18 protein-coding genes and 2 pseudogenes are annotated in these 17,185 nt (G+C 37.5%); 3 read left to right on the forward strand and 17 right to left on the reverse strand.

From position 1 onward, the window contains the following. The coding region (locus AB5706_RS12310; RefSeq protein ID WP_368366115.1) for a copper ion binding protein at positions 1 to 588 on the reverse strand (588 nt) is incomplete at its 3' end. 59 nt (positions 589 to 647) lie between these two features. Next, positions 648 to 1,007: an ArsR/SmtB family transcription factor gene (locus AB5706_RS12315; protein ID WP_015512809.1), complete on the reverse strand. Its 360-nt coding sequence runs from the start codon at positions 1,005 to 1,007 to the stop codon at positions 648 to 650. Between the two features lie 387 nt (positions 1,008 to 1,394). Between AB5706_RS12315 and AB5706_RS12320 the strand changes: the two are divergent. After that, positions 1,395 to 1,632 (forward strand): annotated as a pseudogene (locus tag AB5706_RS12320) (DUF6061 family protein). 199 nt (positions 1,633 to 1,831) lie between these two features. Here AB5706_RS12320 and AB5706_RS12325 read toward each other — a convergent pair. Next, entirely contained in the window at positions 1,832 to 2,788 is a 957-nt protein-coding gene (locus tag AB5706_RS12325; protein ID WP_148462638.1) for a 2-hydroxyacid dehydrogenase, read from the reverse strand. Between the two features lie 32 nt (positions 2,789 to 2,820). Continuing rightward, positions 2,821 to 4,164 (reverse strand): MATE family efflux transporter, encoded by a 1,344-nt coding sequence (locus AB5706_RS12330; protein ID WP_117855163.1) that lies wholly within the window; start codon positions 4,162 to 4,164, stop codon positions 2,821 to 2,823. 214 nt (positions 4,165 to 4,378) lie between these two features. Between AB5706_RS12330 and AB5706_RS12335 the strand changes: the two genes are divergently transcribed. Beyond that, entirely contained in the window at positions 4,379 to 4,831 is a 453-nt protein-coding gene (locus AB5706_RS12335; protein WP_226815844.1) for an Lrp/AsnC family transcriptional regulator, read from the forward strand. A 79-nt stretch (positions 4,832 to 4,910) separates the two neighbouring features. Here the strand turns inward: AB5706_RS12335 and AB5706_RS12340 are convergent, their stop codons facing one another. The 7 genes and pseudogenes from AB5706_RS12340 to AB5706_RS12370 all read right to left on the reverse strand — a co-directional run bounded on the left by AB5706_RS12340 (position 4,911) and on the right by AB5706_RS12370 (position 10,150). Next, positions 4,911 to 5,333 carry a hypothetical protein gene (locus AB5706_RS12340; RefSeq protein ID WP_330602509.1) on the reverse strand — a complete coding sequence of 141 codons (423 nt, stop codon included), beginning with the start codon at positions 5,331 to 5,333 and terminating at the stop codon, positions 4,911 to 4,913. Positions 5,334 to 5,355: 22 nt separating this feature from the next. Further along, positions 5,356 to 5,856 (reverse strand): DUF4368 domain-containing protein, encoded by a 501-nt coding sequence (locus AB5706_RS12345; protein ID WP_276512290.1) that lies wholly within the window; start codon positions 5,854 to 5,856, stop codon positions 5,356 to 5,358. A gap of 43 nt (positions 5,857 to 5,899) precedes the next feature. Further along, a pseudogene (locus AB5706_RS12350) lies at positions 5,900 to 6,663 on the reverse strand (IS5 family transposase). A 74-nt stretch (positions 6,664 to 6,737) separates the two neighbouring features. Continuing rightward, positions 6,738 to 7,850, reverse strand: coding sequence for a recombinase family protein (locus AB5706_RS12355; RefSeq protein ID WP_276512287.1), 1,113 nt, complete (start codon positions 7,848 to 7,850; stop codon positions 6,738 to 6,740). Between the two features lie 297 nt (positions 7,851 to 8,147). After that, positions 8,148 to 8,999, reverse strand: coding sequence for a metallophosphoesterase family protein (locus tag AB5706_RS12360; protein ID WP_009203312.1), 852 nt, complete (start codon positions 8,997 to 8,999; stop codon positions 8,148 to 8,150). Between the two features lie 495 nt (positions 9,000 to 9,494). Then, on the reverse strand, positions 9,495 to 9,731 hold the full coding sequence (locus AB5706_RS12365; RefSeq protein WP_005335589.1) for a helix-turn-helix domain-containing protein: 237 nt from the start codon (positions 9,729 to 9,731) through the stop codon (positions 9,495 to 9,497). A 2-nt stretch (positions 9,732 to 9,733) separates the two neighbouring features. Next, positions 9,734 to 10,150, reverse strand: a complete 417-nt coding sequence (locus AB5706_RS12370) for a sigma-70 family RNA polymerase sigma factor (protein WP_005335591.1) — start codon at positions 10,148 to 10,150, stop codon at positions 9,734 to 9,736. A 581-nt stretch (positions 10,151 to 10,731) separates the two neighbouring features. Between AB5706_RS12370 and AB5706_RS12375 the strand changes: the two genes are divergently transcribed. Further along, complete coding sequence (locus tag AB5706_RS12375; RefSeq protein ID WP_005335595.1) at positions 10,732 to 11,088, forward strand: helix-turn-helix domain-containing protein; 357 nt, start codon at positions 10,732 to 10,734, stop codon at positions 11,086 to 11,088. Here the strand turns inward: AB5706_RS12375 and AB5706_RS12380 are convergent. The 6 genes from AB5706_RS12380 to AB5706_RS12400 all read right to left on the reverse strand — a co-directional run bounded on the left by AB5706_RS12380 (position 11,085) and on the right by AB5706_RS12400 (position 17,171). Continuing rightward, positions 11,085 to 11,468, reverse strand: a complete 384-nt coding sequence (locus tag AB5706_RS12380; RefSeq protein ID WP_005335597.1) for a metal-dependent transcriptional regulator — start codon at positions 11,466 to 11,468, stop codon at positions 11,085 to 11,087. The genes AB5706_RS12375 and AB5706_RS12380 overlap by 4 nt on opposite strands. A gap of 38 nt (positions 11,469 to 11,506) precedes the next feature. Continuing rightward, positions 11,507 to 12,613, reverse strand: coding sequence for an ABC transporter ATP-binding protein (locus AB5706_RS23135; protein ID WP_472515482.1), 1,107 nt, complete (start codon positions 12,611 to 12,613; stop codon positions 11,507 to 11,509). Positions 12,614 to 12,670: 57 nt separating this feature from the next. Further along, positions 12,671 to 13,240, reverse strand: a complete 570-nt coding sequence (locus AB5706_RS23140; RefSeq protein ID WP_472515483.1) for an ABC transporter transmembrane domain-containing protein — start codon at positions 13,238 to 13,240, stop codon at positions 12,671 to 12,673. Between the two features lie 5 nt (positions 13,241 to 13,245). After that, positions 13,246 to 15,060: an ABC transporter ATP-binding protein gene (locus tag AB5706_RS12390; protein WP_005335600.1), complete on the reverse strand. Its 1,815-nt coding sequence runs from the start codon at positions 15,058 to 15,060 to the stop codon at positions 13,246 to 13,248. Positions 15,061 to 15,192: 132 nt separating this feature from the next. Beyond that, entirely contained in the window at positions 15,193 to 16,140 is a 948-nt protein-coding gene (locus AB5706_RS12395; protein WP_008788620.1) for a helix-turn-helix domain-containing protein, read from the reverse strand. A 125-nt stretch (positions 16,141 to 16,265) separates the two neighbouring features. Beyond that, a complete protein-coding gene (locus AB5706_RS12400) occupies positions 16,266 to 17,171 on the reverse strand; it encodes a conjugal transfer protein (protein WP_005335602.1) in 906 nt (301 codons plus the stop codon). Between the last annotated feature and the right edge of the window lie 14 nt (positions 17,172 to 17,185).

A 17,185-nucleotide genomic window follows, 5' to 3' on the forward strand; every position in this document is an offset into this window, starting at 1 on the left:
TGTCAGCGTCTGCTTCATCAAATTTACAACTGAGGATTGTACTCCATCCAATTCTCCGACTTCTTTTTCAATTTTTGCGGAGCAGTTCGGACAGTCCAAGCCCTTTAACAAATAACTCTTTGTAACGGGGATAATTGTTTCTTCCTGAACCTCCACACTCGGCTCATGGCTGTGGACAATCGTTTCAATCTGACTGGCTATTGTATTTGCGGCAGCTGGAGCAACATTGATTGTCAGCGTCTGCTTCATCAAATTTACAACTGAGGATTGTACTCCATCCAATTCTCCGACTTCTTTTTCAATTTTTGCAGAACAATTCGGACAATCCAATCCTTTTAACGAATAACTCTTTGTAACATTCATAACGGTTTCTTCCTGAACTTCCACATCGGGCTCATGACTATGAACAATCGTTTCAATCTGACTGGCTATCGTATCTGCGGCTGTCTGAGTAACATTGATTGTAAGCGTCTGCTTCATCAGATTTACCACTGAGGATTGCACTCCATCCAACTCTCCGATTTCTTTTTCAATTTTTGCGGAACAATTTGGACAGTCCAACCCTTTTAATAGAAATATGCGTTTCATGATAATCTCCTTATAATTTGTTTAATTGTTCAATTACTCAACTATAATATTAAAAAATATTATTTCTGCCAAAGATGCTCAAATCCCTTGTCAATAATCTCTTTCACATGATCATCTGCCAGCGAGTAGTAAACTATCTGTGCTTCTTTACGGAATTTTACCAGATTCGCTAGGCGTAATGCCTTTAACTGATGCGAAATTGCAGATTTTGTTACCCCCAGTAGCACTGCAAGATCACATACACACATCTCACTCTGTTCTAGAGCGTGTAAGATTTGTACTCTAGTTCCATCTCCAAATAGCTTAAACAAAGAAGCCAACTGGATATAATCATCTTTTGGCTGCATCTTGGATTTCACATCATTCACAATATCCTCATGAATTACATCGCAATTACAAATATAAGACGTTTTTGACATATATTCACCTCCAAATAATAATAGTTGAACAATTACTCAACTATTATTATACTTATTTTTAAATTAATGTCAATAAGCTGATGTTAGTTCCCCATAAATTTTACAATTAAAACCAGCTCTTTATTCTTTTCTTAATCTTTTTTTCCCAGTATACCGTTTTGGCTTTCTTGTCACACTTCCTGTAAATTCCGATTGAGCTTTCCCTTATTGTTTCCCTTGTGTTATATCGTCCCGCCAGTGTTTACGAACTCTGATAAGGGAAAATACAAGACCAAGAAAATTATGTAAAACAGTATAACACAAAATAAAAGTGACATGGTGAACTGATTGAAATGCTTCTGATTTTTGTAGCAAATAATTGATTGAACGATAAGAAGATAAAATACGATGAGAACAATATTTGCAGAATATAATCCCGGACGAAACAGCATTGATGTTTATATCAGTGCAGGCTATATGCTTCGCATTGACTGCTGGAAAGCAGAAAAGAATTTGAGAACCACACCCGGATCAGATTGTGCATTAAACACACTTGCCATTGATGAACCACTAGAATATGCGAGACTGTATCTTGATGGAAATTTACAGATGTGGGGTAGATGCAGAAGATTCCTTGACATTATAGTAATGTTCAAAAAACGCTGAGAATAATTTCTTCTCAGCGTTTCTGACGACTATTCGGACTTATTTTTTCCAGTAATTCTATTGTTTATGTTATTCCTGCTATATTGGAAGAAGATATCAAAGCACTGATTTATTGATTGTAATTATATTTTTTTCACTCTGCAAACCCGGAAGTTATATCATCACTTTGCTGCCAGATACTATAGATCTGATACAACATTGATCGGATTTCCTTCCATAAACTGCTTTATATTATCCGCCAGAATAGAAACCAACCGCTGTCTTGTCTCAAGTCCTTTCCATCCCATATGTGGCGTCAAAAGGACTTGATCCATAGTATAAAGAGGGTTTGTTTCTTCAGGTGGTTCAGTTTCCTGAACATCAAGTCCGGCTCCTGCAATCATACCATTTTCTAATGCTTCTATAAGAGCAGCCTCATCAATAAGCGCACCTCTTGAAGTATTAATAATAAACGCTGATGGCTTCATAAGCGATAGAGTTTCTTTATTGATCATATGTTTTGTACTTTCTGTCAATGGACAGTGCATGGAAACATAATCACTATTCTTAAGCAGCTCCTCAAGCGATACATAGCAGATCCCCTTCTCATCCTCTTTCGGTGTCCTGGCATATACAAGTATGTTCATATCCAAAGCCTGTGCGATCTGGATAACTTTCCTGCCAATGTGTCCTGCACCTATAACACCAAGTGTTTTTCCATTTACCTCAACATGCGGAACCTGAAGATTTCTGGTAAAATTGTCATGATTTCCGCATGCCAGCATCTTCATCTGTACCTGCATTGCAGAACTCAGATTCAATATCATCATGATCGCAGTATGTGCCACACGTTCTGTGCTGTATGCCGGGATATTGCAGACTGTAATCCCCTTCTTTCGTGCTGCTTCAAGATCAATATTATTATATCCTGTACCTGCCTCGCAGATCAGTTTAACAGATTCCGGAAATTTCTGTATCATTTCTGCACTCACAGGCATCTCCTTTGTTACAATGATATCTGCACCCTGAATACGCTCTGACAGCTGCTGTTCTGTTGTATCATCATATACTGTAACATCAGAAGATAAAACGGAAAAATCCAGCTTCCCATCAAAATTCATTTTCTTTGCATTCAATACCACACATTTATCGTTCATACTATAAATTTCTCCTTTTAAATTACTTTAGGCTATCGAGATTGCACCTCTTTATCAGTCGGCCATGATCTCCGAAGAGCCACATAGGATATTAAAAAGTTTGCAAACCAACCTGCTGGTACAGCAAGCCAGACAAACACAATGCCAAAACGCGGTGCACAAATCAAAGCAACCGACAGACGGATCGCCAGATTCACCATATTTGCAATAAGGAACGGGCGCATGATTCCAAGACCACGAAGGACCCCATCGGTTGCCATTTTGATTCCCATAAAGATGAAGAAGTAACCGAGCCATCTCATATAACCCTCGGATACCTGATAAGCCAGGGCAGTTCCATCTTTACCAAGGAATAGTGAGGAAATCTGAGTATGCAATGTTTCAATGACTATAAAAGCAAGAACTGCAAAACATACATCTAACACCAGTGCAGCGTGATATCCTTTTTTGATCCGTTCAATTTTCTTTGCACCAAGATTCTGGGAAACATATGGGGAAACCGCATTGCCAATGGATACAAAAATCAATGAAAAAACATTCTCTACCCGCATCGTCGCCGCATAACCCGCAAGTGCCTGTGTACCGAAAGGATTTACAACAGCCTGTACGATCATCATACCGATGGACACTGTAGACTGCTGAAGAACCGAAGGTACAGCAATTTGAAGCATGGAATATAACTCCTGCCTGTCAAACCAGTCAAAGCGACTTTTATATCGACGCATCCGGCTAAGGAAAAGAAAAAGTGAAAACACCGCAGAAATCCCCTGTGCTATAAGAGTCGCAAGGGCTGCACCAAACACACCGAGACCAAGTCCTGCCACCATCCAAAGATCCATAAAAATATTTAAGATTGACGAGAATACCAGGAGCCCCAGTGGGATTTTTGATTCACCAATGGAAGTGAACATGTTGGAAAGAATGTTATACATAAACAGAAACGGAAAGCCCACAAAATAGACCCGCAGATATAACACTGCATCATTCAGTATATCGCCAGGGGTTTGTAATACTCTCATCATCGAGTGGGAAAAGCAAAAGCCAAAAACACCAAGGACTATGCTTAAAATTAAAAAGCTAAACAAGGACGTTGACACGATGGTCTTCATTTTTCCATACTCCCTGGCACCGAAATAGCGGCTCACGAGCACACCGGCACCGACACCTGCCCCCAGTGCCACACAAATGAAAACATTGGTCAGCGCTGCGCAGGCCCCGACAGCTGCAAGTGCAGAGGAGCCAACAAATTGGCCGACGATGATAGAGTCAGCCATATTGTATATTTGCTGAAAAAAACTGCCCAAAATCATTGGCATTGCAAAAACCGTCAACGCTTTAAGAGGCGTATCTGTGAGCAAATATTCATCTTTTGACATTATCATATTCCTCCAAAGCCTTTATAATTTCGCTTATTCTTTCCTTCACCAGAATCTATTCCATACATTCAAAACGCAAGTTTTAAATTACGTTATGAAACAATTATATGTAGCTACAGCTGCTAAGTCAAGCCCGCGTTTACTTTCAGCTAAATAAATGATATGATATTTAATATCCGGAGGATATTATTTTACAGGAGGGACACTTATGTAACTGAACGGTTTAGATGAACTGGATCAGAAAATCATCCAGTTGCTTATAGAAAATGCACGTATTTCTTACTCTGATATCGGTAAAGAAACCGGTATTTCCAGAGTGGCAGTAAAAGCCCGGATTCAGGCTCTGGAGAAACAAGGCATAATTGAAGAATATACAACTATAATAAACCCTCAAAAGATCAGCGGTGCTGTTTCATGCTATTTTGAAATCGAGATAAAACCAGACCATCTGTCGCAGGTGACAGATATATTACATAATAATGATACTGTCACGCAGATTTACCGTGTCACAGGAAGAGACAAGCTGCATGTACATGCCGTTGCTTCATCAAGTGATGAAATGGAACACTTCCTGCACACAGTCATTGATACACTTCCCGGCGTTATCAGCTGCAGCTGCAATACGATCTTATCACGTATTAAAGATATTAAAGGATTACGGCTATAGAAGCCGACATAAAAGGAAATGATTTTTGCTAAGAAAATGCCGGTTTTGACTGGCAAATTTATAAGCTACTTTCATATTTTTAAACACGGACATAACCAGTAGATGGACCTGCACCAACTTTTGCGATATACCCACTCTTAACCAGATTCGTCAAAGTCCTTTCCACGGTAATTTTGCTTATATCAGGACAAAGCTCCATGATTTCTTTCTTTGTAATTTTGCCAACCTTGTTATCAATAACCGCTTTAATTCTATCAGGCTTAGAAAGACTCCGATGCTTCAAATACTCTACACGGCTTTCGAATTCATTGTATGCTTTCAACATGATACCCAGATAATATTTAACAAAAGGCTCATAGCTGTTTTCGCCCTCATGCCAGCCAGTAGAACTTGCTTGAAGGGCTTCATAATATGTTTCTTTTGTCTTTTCAATCAGCATTTCCATACTGACATATTTTCCAACGATGTATCCCGCCTTGTAAAAAAGCAGTAAAGTGAGCAAACGGCTCATCCTACCATTTCCGTCATGCAATACCACATTGGGACTCACAAAGAAATCTATAATTGATTTCCACTTTTTGAGTACGTTCTTTGCCGGTTCCCTCTGCTTGATACACATATATACTGTCAATCAGTTCAACCAGCATAGAACGGTTTAACTCTGTTACATTTTCATACTTGCGTATGGTTTCTAAAAATTTGTTTGTATTTTTCGTCTTGTAGTCCTCGGCTTCGATTTTCTCTTTTAATGCCTTACGCCTTTCTTCAAGTTCTCTCTGCTCATTTTCATAAGTTACAGACATTTTCTCAAAACGTCCATCAGAAATCTTTCCTGCTACATTCTGCTCAAACAGCTTCATTATGATACTGTCAATTTCAGCAATACGCTTTTCTGCCAGTTCCAATTCCTGTTTAAACTGCTTGATTTTCTTACCGCCGCCGGATTCACTCAACACCCTCATTTCTTCAATGAACTGGTCGCCTAATGTTTCCATATTCTTGATATGCTTTTGAATGTCGTCCATGACAATCTTCACTAGAGCGTGTTTGAAAAACATTTCGAGTTGTTTATTTTAACCAAATTAATATTGAGACGATGCATACGAAACCCAGAAAAGTGGAAGCCAGTTTATCATAACGTGTGGCTATTCGGCGAAACGCTTTTAATTTGAGAAAATAGTTTTCTACTAGATGTCTCTCTTTGTAAAGCCACCAATCACAATGACGGTCAAATTTCGCTCCCTTTCTGGAAGGAATCGTTGGTTCTCCACCATGGTCGTAGACATAATCAAGTAATTTATTACTATCGTATCCTCGATCAGCTAATACATTGCTTCCGGTTGTATTCACATGTTCGAGCAATGGAAGTGCGTAATTAATATCATTACGCTGACCTTCACTAATCATAAAATATACCGGATAGCCATAGGCATCCACTACGGCATGGATTTTTGTGCTTGCTCCACCTCGGCTATGTCCGATTTCGTTTGGAGGCCCCCTTTTTTTGCACCTGCACTGTGCTGATGAGCCTGAACAATAGAAGCATCTATAGATAGTTCTGTTAATTCAGCATCAAGGCTTAAAACACGAAAAATGTTATCGATGATGCCATCATCAATCCATTTTCGAAAACGGGAGTAGACGGTTTGCCAGGCACCATAACGTTCTGGAAGATCACGCCAGGGCGCTCCACTGCGGGCAATCCAAACAATTCCGTTAAGAATTGTCCGAGTACATTTTGGGGGGCGGCCCTGTTTTCCAGTATTTTCAGGTGGCAGTAAAGGAGCAATGCGGTTCCATTCTTCATCAGTTAACTCGTATCGTCTCAACATAGTAAACACCCTTTTTTCTTTATTTTAACATGAAAAAGGGTATTAGAATATATGTTTTGTGCAACTTTTATTTTTCAAACACGCTCTAATGCGTCATAGGAAATTGCATGAGTTGTGCAGAGGTTGCTGTTTCTGGCATATGTCCTGCAACGAAATCTCGGCTCTCTCCCGTTTGGATTGGAGAACGCCATATTGCGTCCACAGTCCGGGCATTTTACAAGCCCCACAAACATATTTGGTCGTCCAGTCTTATTTGGTCTTTTCTTTACACTGATGAATTTCTGTACCAGTTCAAAGGTTTCTTCATCAATGATAGCTTCATGGGTGTTTTTTACAACAATCCAATCTTCCTTAGGAACCGCTACCAGTTTTCTGTTCTTGAATGATTTTGTCTGTGTCTTGTGCGATACCATATGACCGAGATACACTTGATTTTCCAAAATCATCTTAACATTTTTTCCAACCCAGTCGGTAGGGAATCGGAACCCTGTGCTTGTTTCCAGCGTGCCATTCTTCATTGCTCTGTAGGCTCTCGGAATCAAAATCTTTTCTTCACACAATGTTCTTGCTATCTGATGAACACTGTTTCCCTGTTTCGACATTTCAAAAATACGCTTGACGATAGGCGCTGTTTCCGGGTCTATCAGTAGTTTACGCTTATTGTTCGGGTCAACCCTATAACCATACGGAGCGAATGAACCGCAGAACCCGCCACTTAAAGCAGTTGTTTTCTTGACGCTTCGGATTTTCTTTGAGGTATCACGTGCATAATACTCATTCATAATAGATTTGAATGGCATCATCTCGTTATCCTCATATCTTGTGTCAACATCATCATTCAGTGCGATAAAGAGAATGTCATTGTTCGGGAAGATTTCTTCCACGTAATACATGAACATGGCATTGTTGCGACCGAACCTTGACATATCCTTTACCATGATTCCACTAGGCTGTGTATCTTCCATAGCGTCCTCAATCATGCGGTTTAAATCCGGTCTGTTGAATGTTGTGCCGGAATAGCCATCATCTACATACTCGTCAATGATTTCAAATCCTTTTTCCTTTGAATAATATCGGAGCATTTGCAACTGGTTTGTGATACTGTTGCTTTCTTTATCAGCGTCACCATCATCTTTGGATAAACGTGCATATAATCTAACTCTTAATCTTGCTTGCTGTTTCGTCATTTTTACTCCTTTCCAACAGCAAACAAACAACTTATATCCTGTTAATATTATACCACGCTACTTAATTATTTTCAGCCGCTTATTACACTGTTCTCAATTTAATATCCATTGTTTTCCTGCTCGATTTCCTTTTGAATCAGCCTTTTAATCAAATGCTGCAAATCCACTGTACCGGAGAACACTGACGTTACATAAAAGGTCGTATTTCCTATTTTTATTGTATTGGACTGTACTGTTTTTCCTATAATCCCACCTCATTTCTTCCAACAAAAAAACACCATTTCTGGTGTCTTTCTGCTAATCTACACTGATTACTTTGCGTTCATACTTCTTTTCCTGCAAATCAATCTCCGCATAAACCATGTATTTGTCATTAAGTTCCGTCTGTCCAGTCTGAATACAGGTTGTCTGATGAATCTGGTTTATCCACTTTCCTTTCTCTGTGTCAGGACTTTCATGTATATGTCCGTGCAGAGAAAGAAGTGGCTGTTTTTCTTTCAGAAATTCGTAAATATCAACAGAGCATATATCCAAATCTTGATAGCGCAACTGTCCTAATCTCAATCCCGCAGGCGGCATGTGCATAACGTAAACCGCTTTTTGTCTATCGTCCGGCAATGGAAGTTTCTTCAGCACATCACACATATGCGGTAATTCTGTTCTGGAATATTCCAGCCAGTTGTAAATCCTGTCATAATCAACAGCATTAGAGATTCCGGCTACAGGACTTAACTGACGCTGCGGAATATAATGTGTTTCTGTAACAACCCTGTCTTTACAACCGAACGGATGGTCTAAAATATAGTTCATGCCGATAAATTCATATCCATTGACAGAAAATTTCCTACCAGCTATATTGCAGACATTTTCAAATCTGTCGCAAAGATTGTCAAACATTTCATCTGCTGCCAGTAAATCATCATTTCCAAGCATGGCAAGGTATGTGATGTCCTGCTTTTTCAGTTCCTCAAAATATTCATCAAGGAATCCATTGATAAAAAACGATTGCTCACTGTGGCGGTCACATTGTTTTGGTAACATATCCCCGCCATTTACAATGACTTTGATTTCCTTTTCAATGGCTACGTCCAGAATCTTTCTGTACTTCTTTTTATCTCCGTGTAAATCTGTAACATACAATATCTTCATATCACTTTCTACCCCTTTTAATACAGCATTTCTTCCTAATCATAGTTAAAAGTATACCATATCAGAGATAGATTATCAGCAGCTTATATCTGACATACAGACTGCAAAATTTTTGCCTTATGCACCTCCTTTACTGTGTGTTTCCGAAGCAGTCAGATGGCTTTGGAAGCTCCACTGGACTTTCACCATTCTCATTCCTATGAGCAGAACCGCACCATGCGAGTGTATCATTATTCAGATATACAGGTCATGGCAGAACGACCATTCCACAAGTCGCTCTCGGATCATTGCATGAATCGCTCGCTTTTTTAGGTCATGGCGTACAATTTCCGCTGGCTCGCTGCATATCAAACGTATCTGACTGCTTTATTCAGTTGTCAAAGAACTACCGACTGTATTTGCCAGTCTATGAAAATCCACTACCTAGATAATGGACTTTCATAGATTGACAAGCGGAGCAGAGGAAAGGGGAAAATGCTCCGCCCGTCTGAATGATTAGATTACGACTATCTCAAAGTTTGCAATCATATCCATGACTGCTGCCTGTATTCTGCCTTTTAATTCAGAATCCACTACCATGTAGACGTTACCGTATTCGTCATACAATTTGCGTAAGCTCAACTTTGATATGTACCCGTCATAGAAATCCAAGATTTCCTGTATTGCAGTTTCATCACCATTCGTAGCCGCCACAATCACAGCAAACGGTATATGTTTTTGGTCTTTGTCCATGCTTATTCCTCCTCCATCATTTTTCGTAATTCTTCCAGAGTGCTTGTCCTGTGACGGTAAACAGTAGTGCGTACCACGTTCATAAGCTCTCCGATTTCTGCGTCAGACATATCCATAAAGTATGACAACAAAATGATATTGCGTTTTCTCTCTGGCAAACATTTGAGTGCTTTGCTTAACTGGTCGTCAGATACTTGTACTTCCATGCCAAGAACATTGAACGCTGTATAATCGCTGGAATACTTGTCATAAACGCCTGCTTTGTTCAATTCCAAATCTGAAATTTCAGAAAACGGAACTTCATGTTTCAAGCGTCTTGAAATATCACGGTTATACTTCATTGCTGCTCTTTTAATGACTTTCTTTGTAAGGCAATCAAACTGTGCTTGAATAGCCTGTTGGAAAGAAGATGACTTCATGCTGATTCACCTCCTTTCTGCGTGAGAGTAGATGAGGGTGTTTTCCCTCTATCCCCCTTTCCGCACAGTAGCTACCCACGCAGCAGCTATTTGTTGCGTTTTCAGAAATGAACTTGAAAAATATTTTTACGCACGAAAAAAGCACAAGAGAAAAGGCTGTATAGCGTTCTTGTGCTTTATCATTTGTACCTGTTATATGATGTAAAAAACCACATTCAAGGGTGTATTGTCCTGCTATGGTAATTTCAGTTTTTTTGACAATAAAGGGTATGTCATAAAATGTCGATTATGAGATTCTTTCAATGCGGCTACCTCCTAGAGCCGCAAAACAAAAAAACCTTATATGATTTATCCACCGAATTGAGGAAAAAGAAAAACGGCGGCTTTATCTTGACCGCCATCAAATCAGAAATATTTTTGGATAAGCAAAAAGGTTACTGCCGATAACGGTTTTTTTTATTTACCGTATAACAGTAATTTTGTTCTTTTAACACACTAGGAACTGACAAACCATATAACACGTTTTTCTATACCTGTTAGAAAATCAACAGGAACAGTAAAATGTATTGAGGTGATTACATATGCGTAAAAAAGAAGATAAGTACGATTTCAGAGCTTTTGGTCTTGCCATCAAAGAAGCTCGTATGAAACAGGGTCTAACCCGTGAACAAGTGGGAGCAATGATTGAGATTGACCCACGTTATCTGACAAATATTGAAAATAAGGGGCATCACCCAAGTTTACAAGTGCTTTATGACATTGTTCATTTATTGAATGTATCAGTAGACGCTTTTTTTCTTCCTGCTTCTGATCTGGCGAAAAGCACCAGAAGAATACAGTTAGAAAAGCAGCTTGATAACCTGTCTGATAAAGATTTAGTTATCATGGAAAGTGTCGCTGACGGAATTATTAAATCTAGGGAAGTGGAGGAAGATTAAACTTCCTCTTTTTCACTCCCTATACGAGTTGATTCTTTTAATTTTTGAAAACACTCGTCACTGATTACGTGTTCCAGTTTGCAAGCGTCTGATTCTGCTAGTTTTGGGTCTACACCCATTTCTGTAAGATATTTTGTAAAAAAGCAATGTCGCTCATAAATTTTCTCAGCCATAGCCTGCCTACTGTCTGTTAAAAGCAATTGACCATTATTATCCATTAGTAGGAATCCTTGTGTTTTAAGTTGCTTTACTGCATGACTTACACGAGGCTTTGAAAATCCCATATAATCAGCCACATCAATAGAGCGAACCATGCCTTTTTTGATTTTAAGTATAAGTATTGTTTCTAAATAATCTTCTAATGACTTTCCCAATGTCACATTATTATCACCTCTTAAATATTTGATTCAATCAGTTTTTAAATTGTCCACCCAAGACTTTCTTGCTGAATATGATACAATTTTTGATATACACCTTTTTTCTTCATCAATTCATTATGTGTGCCATATTCAACTAATTTGCCATCATCTAATACTAATATTTGGTCTGCGTCTACAACTGTTCTTAAACGGTGAGCAATCATAATTACTGTTTTGTTTTCAACCAATTGAGCTATAGCCTTTTGCACTAAAACTTCGTTCTCCGGGTCAAGAGAAGCAGTTGCTTCATCTAAAAAAATAATTGAAGCATTTTTTAATAAAGCACGTGCAATAGATATTCTTTGTCTTTCACCACCAGATAATGTACTACCATTTTCACCTAAAACAGTTTGATAACCGTCTGGCATATTACGCACAAATTCATCACAGTATGCAGCTTTAGCAGCCGCCATAACTTCTTCCTCTGTGGCGTTAGGGTTTCCAATACTGATATTGTTAAAAACAGTATCATTAAATAATGTTACGTCTTGAAATACAAAAGCCATTTTTCGCATAAGACTTTCTGGCTCCATTGTTCGTATATCTTTACCACCAACACGAATTGTACCTTTCTGTATATCCCAAAATCTTGCAATCAATTTTGAAATTGTACTTTTCCCGCTTCCAGATGAACCTACCAATGCGGTGATACTTCCTTGTGGAATTTTACAAGTCACATCTTTAATGACATCTTTTGTATTATATCTGAATGTAACATGTTCCAACTCTATATCACAATTTTCAATTTCTTTATCATTTCCTTGCATTACAGATGTACTTAAAAGAGTACGCATTCTTTCTGTAACAACATTAAGATTTAGTAATGTAGTTAATTGTGAAAGAATCGCAAGAATTGGTCCATATATACGAGTAACCATCAAAAAGAACATTAGTAATGGGAGCAGTTCTATTTCACCTTTAACTAACAACATTGTTCCAACAAAAATGACAATACCAATTCCGGCTTGCAAAATCATGCTTGCACTCGACATAAATACGCCACAAATCATTTCTACTTTCACAGCAATCTTTTTCATAGATAATAATGCTTTGTTAAGAGCAGAAAAGTGAGAACCACTTAAATTACATGATTTAATAATTTTCATTCCCTCAAGGTATTCTTGTACTTGACTAGAAGCGTCTAGCTTTGCTTGTACTTGTCGTTAAAATAATTTTTTCTGATAGTTCTTACTTAACCAAATTATCAAAAATGCAACTGGCAGCGTAATATACATACATAACGCTAAACGCCAATCAAAGAAAGCAAGTAAAATACAAGTAAGAGTAACAGTAATACCATTTGCAATGAGAGGTGGAATTGTACTACTTAACATTGATTCCATGCTGCTACAATCAGACATCATGTTAGTTGTCAATTCTGACAAATCCTTTGTATTGAAGAAACTCATTGGTAATTTTCTTAAATGCTCTGCAATATTAAGTCTTGTTTTATTTGATTCTTGATAAGACGCAATGTATGTCTTTCTATAATCATTTCTTGCTGCTAAAAACACCAAAACAGCAGAAACAACTCCAATTCCCCAAAGCAACCATATATGATTCCATGCAATTTGCTTTCCTACATACGGGTTCAGTAATTCATTAAATAACATTACTGTAACACAAAACGGTAGCATTAAGGCTAGATTTGTTATCGTACAAGCAACAATAGCTTTTTTTAAATCTTTATAACCTTTATCTGATAGAAAAAGAAACTCTTTTAGTTTTTTCATCTTTATTACACCGCCTTTCCGCTGATTTTCCAATCAACCGCTTCTGTGTAATGGTTCCACATTTGCGAATAACGTCCACCAGCAGCAACTAATTCATTATGTTTACCTTCTTCAACTAGATGACCTTTTTCCATAACAATAATTTTGTCAGCATTACGAATCGTAGATAAACGGTGAGCAATAATAATAACTGTTTTATTCTGCATAAGTTTCTCGAATGCTTTTTGAATTAAATACTCATTTTCTGGGTCGCTAAATGCAGTTGCTTCATCAAGAACAATAATAGGGGAATCTTTGATAATAGCTCTAGCAATAGCGATACGTTGACGCTCACCGCCAGAAAGATGAATACCTTTTGTTCCAAATACAGTTTTGTAGCCATTAGGAAGTTTTGAAATAAATTCATGGCATTGTGCAGCTTTCGCGGCTTCAATGACTTGTTCTTCTGTAGCGTTTGGATTTCCCATGCGAATATTATCTAAAATACTCTGCTTGAATAAGAAAATATCTTGAAATACAAAGCTAACATGATTCATTAAGTCTTTTTCTGAAATATCTCTTATATCAACACCGCCGATTTTTACACTTCCCTCTGTAACGTCCCAAAAGCGTGAAATTAAATTTGCAATTGTACTTTTTCCACCACCAGATAAGCCAACAATAGCTGTTATTTGTCCTTGATTGGCTTTAAAAGATACATTTTCAATAGCCATTTCTTCTTTTTTTCCTGTATATGTAAAGCTAACATTATCAAACACAACATCATCTTTTTGAGTTTTTTTAGGACTGGTAGTTTGTGGTAGAACAGGTATATTGAAAATTTCGTCCATTCTTGCTACATTTCCGTCAATTTGCATAAATGATTCAGAGATATACATTATTTTGTTTAAAATACCAGCGATTGCCGGAACAAAAAGCAAGTAAAATATAAATGTCATAGTAAAGCTCTTATAATCTTGTGCATTAGCTCCTAACAAAATACCTACAGGAACGATAACCAAATATATATTGTTAATGATGGTAGTAAACGCTGGCATATAATTTTGCCAACCTAGAGAGAACTTTAGAACCCATTCTGTGTATTCTTTAATAGCATGTTCTAAACGAGCAAATGAAGAAGCTGTTTGATTAAATGCTTTCACAACAGGCATACCACGAACATATTCTACAGAAGCATTGTTCATATCTTCCAATGCGATCTGATATTTTCCCATGTTTTCTTTCATTGCTCCGCTACCAAATCCACTGAATTGTACGACAAAAGCAAGCACAATTCCAACTAATGAAGCAATACCAAATCGCCAATCAATAGCCAGTAGAATAATAACCATAACAATAGGCGCAGTTACAGAAGCAACAAAATCTGGAAATTGATGTGCAATGAAACCCTCAATGCTCTCAATGTTTTCATCCATTATTTTTCTTAAACGACCACTACCTATGGTTAAGTGATAACCTAAAGGAATTTTGGTAATATGTTCTGCGAAGTGAAGTTTTAATTCATAAAGTGTTCCAAATGCTGCCATATGAGAACTGAAAATTGCTAAAAAATATAATAGTATATTAGCAATAATACCAGCTAAAGCTATCCAGCCATAATTCATAACCTTGCTCATATCCAGCAATTCTAAATTAGGATAGACTTTTAAAATGGAACTAATAATAAAATATACCGCAATATACGGAACAAACGACGCTATAGCCGCTAACGAGGAAAGTATAGCCGATAAAAATACTAATCCTTTCTTATTGGAAGCTAATTCTAAACATCGTGCTAAACCCGTTTTGGGTTTGTTTTGTTTTGGCTTTTTGTTTGCCATAGTACGAATCCTCCTTAAATATAAAATACGTGGTGGGTTAGCTTAATCTAACCACACCACGTATTCTAAAGGAAATACTATTTTTCTTCTACTCCATCTCTAGTATATTTGGGTAAAAATAGCCCAAAAGTGTTATTTTTGTTTTCTGTAATCTTTCGGTAAAATACCATAAACAGATTGAAATGCTATTGCAAATTTACTAGCATTATTATATCCAAGACTTACCGCTATATCTCCAATTTTCATATTTTCATTTAAAAGCCAATGTGCTGCAATATTCATCTTATATTTCTTTAAATATGAATATGGTGTGTCACCATATATCTGTAAAAAAATTTTATGAAACAGTGATAAGTTAATTTGATTCCGAAAGGCGAGTTGTTCTAACGATACTCGTTCATCTAAATGAGTTATCATATATGTTTGAATTTCTTTAGTAGCTTGAATCTGACGTTTATCATAATATTTGAAATCACAGCCATGATTTTTAGTTAGCTGGTCTATATGGTAAAGTAATTCAATTGCTTTAATTTTGAAATATCCTAATTGTTCTATGTTAAGTGCTTCATATAATTCAGAAAATAAATGATGTAATTTAGGTGGAGTGGAACTTAAATATCCATTATTCTCAATCCCTAATGTTGAACCAATTTTATCAAGGTTAAGCGGAATAGTTTCCATCATTTTTTTGATTTCTTCTGATAAGGATTGTTTATCAATCACAAGGCTAAGTCCATAATATTTTTTTAATGGAAACGAGAAAGAAACTGGTAAATGTTGTGTTCCAGTCACACTAAAATATCCCTCTGGTAAATACGAAACTGTATGATTGGCATACTCACATTCATAGCGTCCAGAGCGACAATGTGTAATTGAAATAATATTAGGATTGAATTTTTGAGAAGGCATACTTATGTCTGTATCAAAGTCCAAAAAAGAGAGTTGAATACCATCAAAAAGCGTGTAACTTGTAACAATTCCTTTCCCTTGACACCCATAATCTATAATCATAAAATTTTCATCTTGCTTGATAATTTTTGCCTTATCACTGTACCAGTCTTTATTAAATGTAGAACTCACATTATGTACCTCCATATGTCGATTAGCAACATCTAACTATTATCATACTGTATTTTTTATCCCAAAACAATAAAAACATAAGCGTGCAAATCCGATTTATGTGAAAATGCACGCTTTTCTTCATGTTATTTTACAATCTTCCAGTTACTATCTTTTTCCAGCGTTAAGTCAAACTGTGAAATTTGCGTTGCTTTTGTCCTCTGGTCGAGATACTTTACCGATACCGATACTTTCACTTGTTCTCCATCTTGTATAAAGATAGGATTTACCAGCTCCGAGAACATATAGTCACAGTTGACAGGTTCAAGCACATTCCCCGATACATAGTAGGCAAGCTCTTTTTCCGTTGCGGTAGGGTACAGCTTAAAGAATGTTTCCAAAAACTCTGTCACTTCCTCTGTAGTGGCAGCGTCCACCGTTCCGTCCGATTCCTTGACTTTTGGTTCATAGCCGGATTTTGTTGGTATGCTGCTGATGGTCGGATTCTGTGTAATAACCAGATTTCCGTCACCATCTACATGAACTACCACCATGTAAGCGGAAGTGTAACCGATAGAAGTCTCTCCCTCTGTTACCGTTTGATCTACCGAGTAGACAACGGTAAAGTCGTCCGTTCCAGTCGCTTCAACCTCCCAAATCTTAACGTCCGTTACCGTAGAGCTTGTAGGTATGTCCATACAGACAGTATCAACATTCAAATCCTGCAAGCTCTTTGTAAGGTACTGGTTAATGGCTGTGGTTCTTTTCTCAATGGATTCCTGCGTGTTGCTCCAAGAATAGTAGGACTTCGCAAATGCCTTGACGAAATTCTCTATCTTGTTGGTATCAACAATACGCTGCTCAATGACTTCTTTCTCATGTACCGTGTGCATATCAATGGCGGTGAAATTCTTATACACCCCAAAGCTGATACTGGCAATCAACACCAGCCATAAGGCAATCACGGTTTTTTTATGCGTGCCAACTTTCATCACAGGCACTTTCTTTTCCTTTTTTGGTTTTGATTCCTTATCCTTTTTCTTAAATAGCATAGCACCATTCCTTT

This window comes from Ruminococcus sp. RTP21484sp1_RTP21277st1_D2_RTP21277_210401 (assembly GCF_040924225.1).
Taxonomy (GTDB): domain Bacteria; phylum Bacillota; class Clostridia; order Lachnospirales; family Lachnospiraceae; genus Blautia_A; species Blautia_A faecis.

Bases quoted from the DNA above. Each gene is read 5' to 3' on its own strand.
- AB5706_RS12370 (WP_005335591.1), bottom strand. From the start codon at position 10,150: ATGAAGTCATCTTCTTTCCAACAGGCTATTCAAGCACAGTTTGATTGC.
- AB5706_RS12360 (WP_009203312.1), bottom strand. From the start codon at position 8,999: ATGAAGATATTGTATGTTACAGATTTACACGGAGATAAAAAGAAGTAC.
- AB5706_RS12400 (WP_005335602.1), bottom strand. From the start codon at position 17,171: ATGCTATTTAAGAAAAAGGATAAGGAATCAAAACCAAAAAAGGAAAAG.
- AB5706_RS12375 (WP_005335595.1), top strand. From the start codon at position 10,732: ATGCGTAAAAAAGAAGATAAGTACGATTTCAGAGCTTTTGGTCTTGCC.
- AB5706_RS23140 (WP_472515483.1), bottom strand. From the start codon at position 13,240: ATGAAAAAACTAAAAGAGTTTCTTTTTCTATCAGATAAAGGTTATAAA.
- AB5706_RS12315 (WP_015512809.1), bottom strand. From the start codon at position 1,007: ATGTCAAAAACGTCTTATATTTGTAATTGCGATGTAATTCATGAGGAT.
- AB5706_RS12330 (WP_117855163.1), bottom strand. From the start codon at position 4,164: ATGTCAAAAGATGAATATTTGCTCACAGATACGCCTCTTAAAGCGTTG.
- AB5706_RS12345 (WP_276512290.1), bottom strand. From the start codon at position 5,856: ATGGACGACATTCAAAAGCATATCAAGAATATGGAAACATTAGGCGAC.
- AB5706_RS12355 (WP_276512287.1), bottom strand. From the start codon at position 7,850: ATGACGAAACAGCAAGCAAGATTAAGAGTTAGATTATATGCACGTTTA.
- AB5706_RS12390 (WP_005335600.1), bottom strand. From the start codon at position 15,060: ATGGCAAACAAAAAGCCAAAACAAAACAAACCCAAAACGGGTTTAGCA.
- AB5706_RS23135 (WP_472515482.1), bottom strand. From the start codon at position 12,613: ATGAAAATTATTAAATCATGTAATTTAAGTGGTTCTCACTTTTCTGCT.
- AB5706_RS12365 (WP_005335589.1), bottom strand. From the start codon at position 9,731: ATGGACAAAGACCAAAAACATATACCGTTTGCTGTGATTGTGGCGGCT.
- AB5706_RS12325 (WP_148462638.1), bottom strand. From the start codon at position 2,788: ATGAACGATAAATGTGTGGTATTGAATGCAAAGAAAATGAATTTTGAT.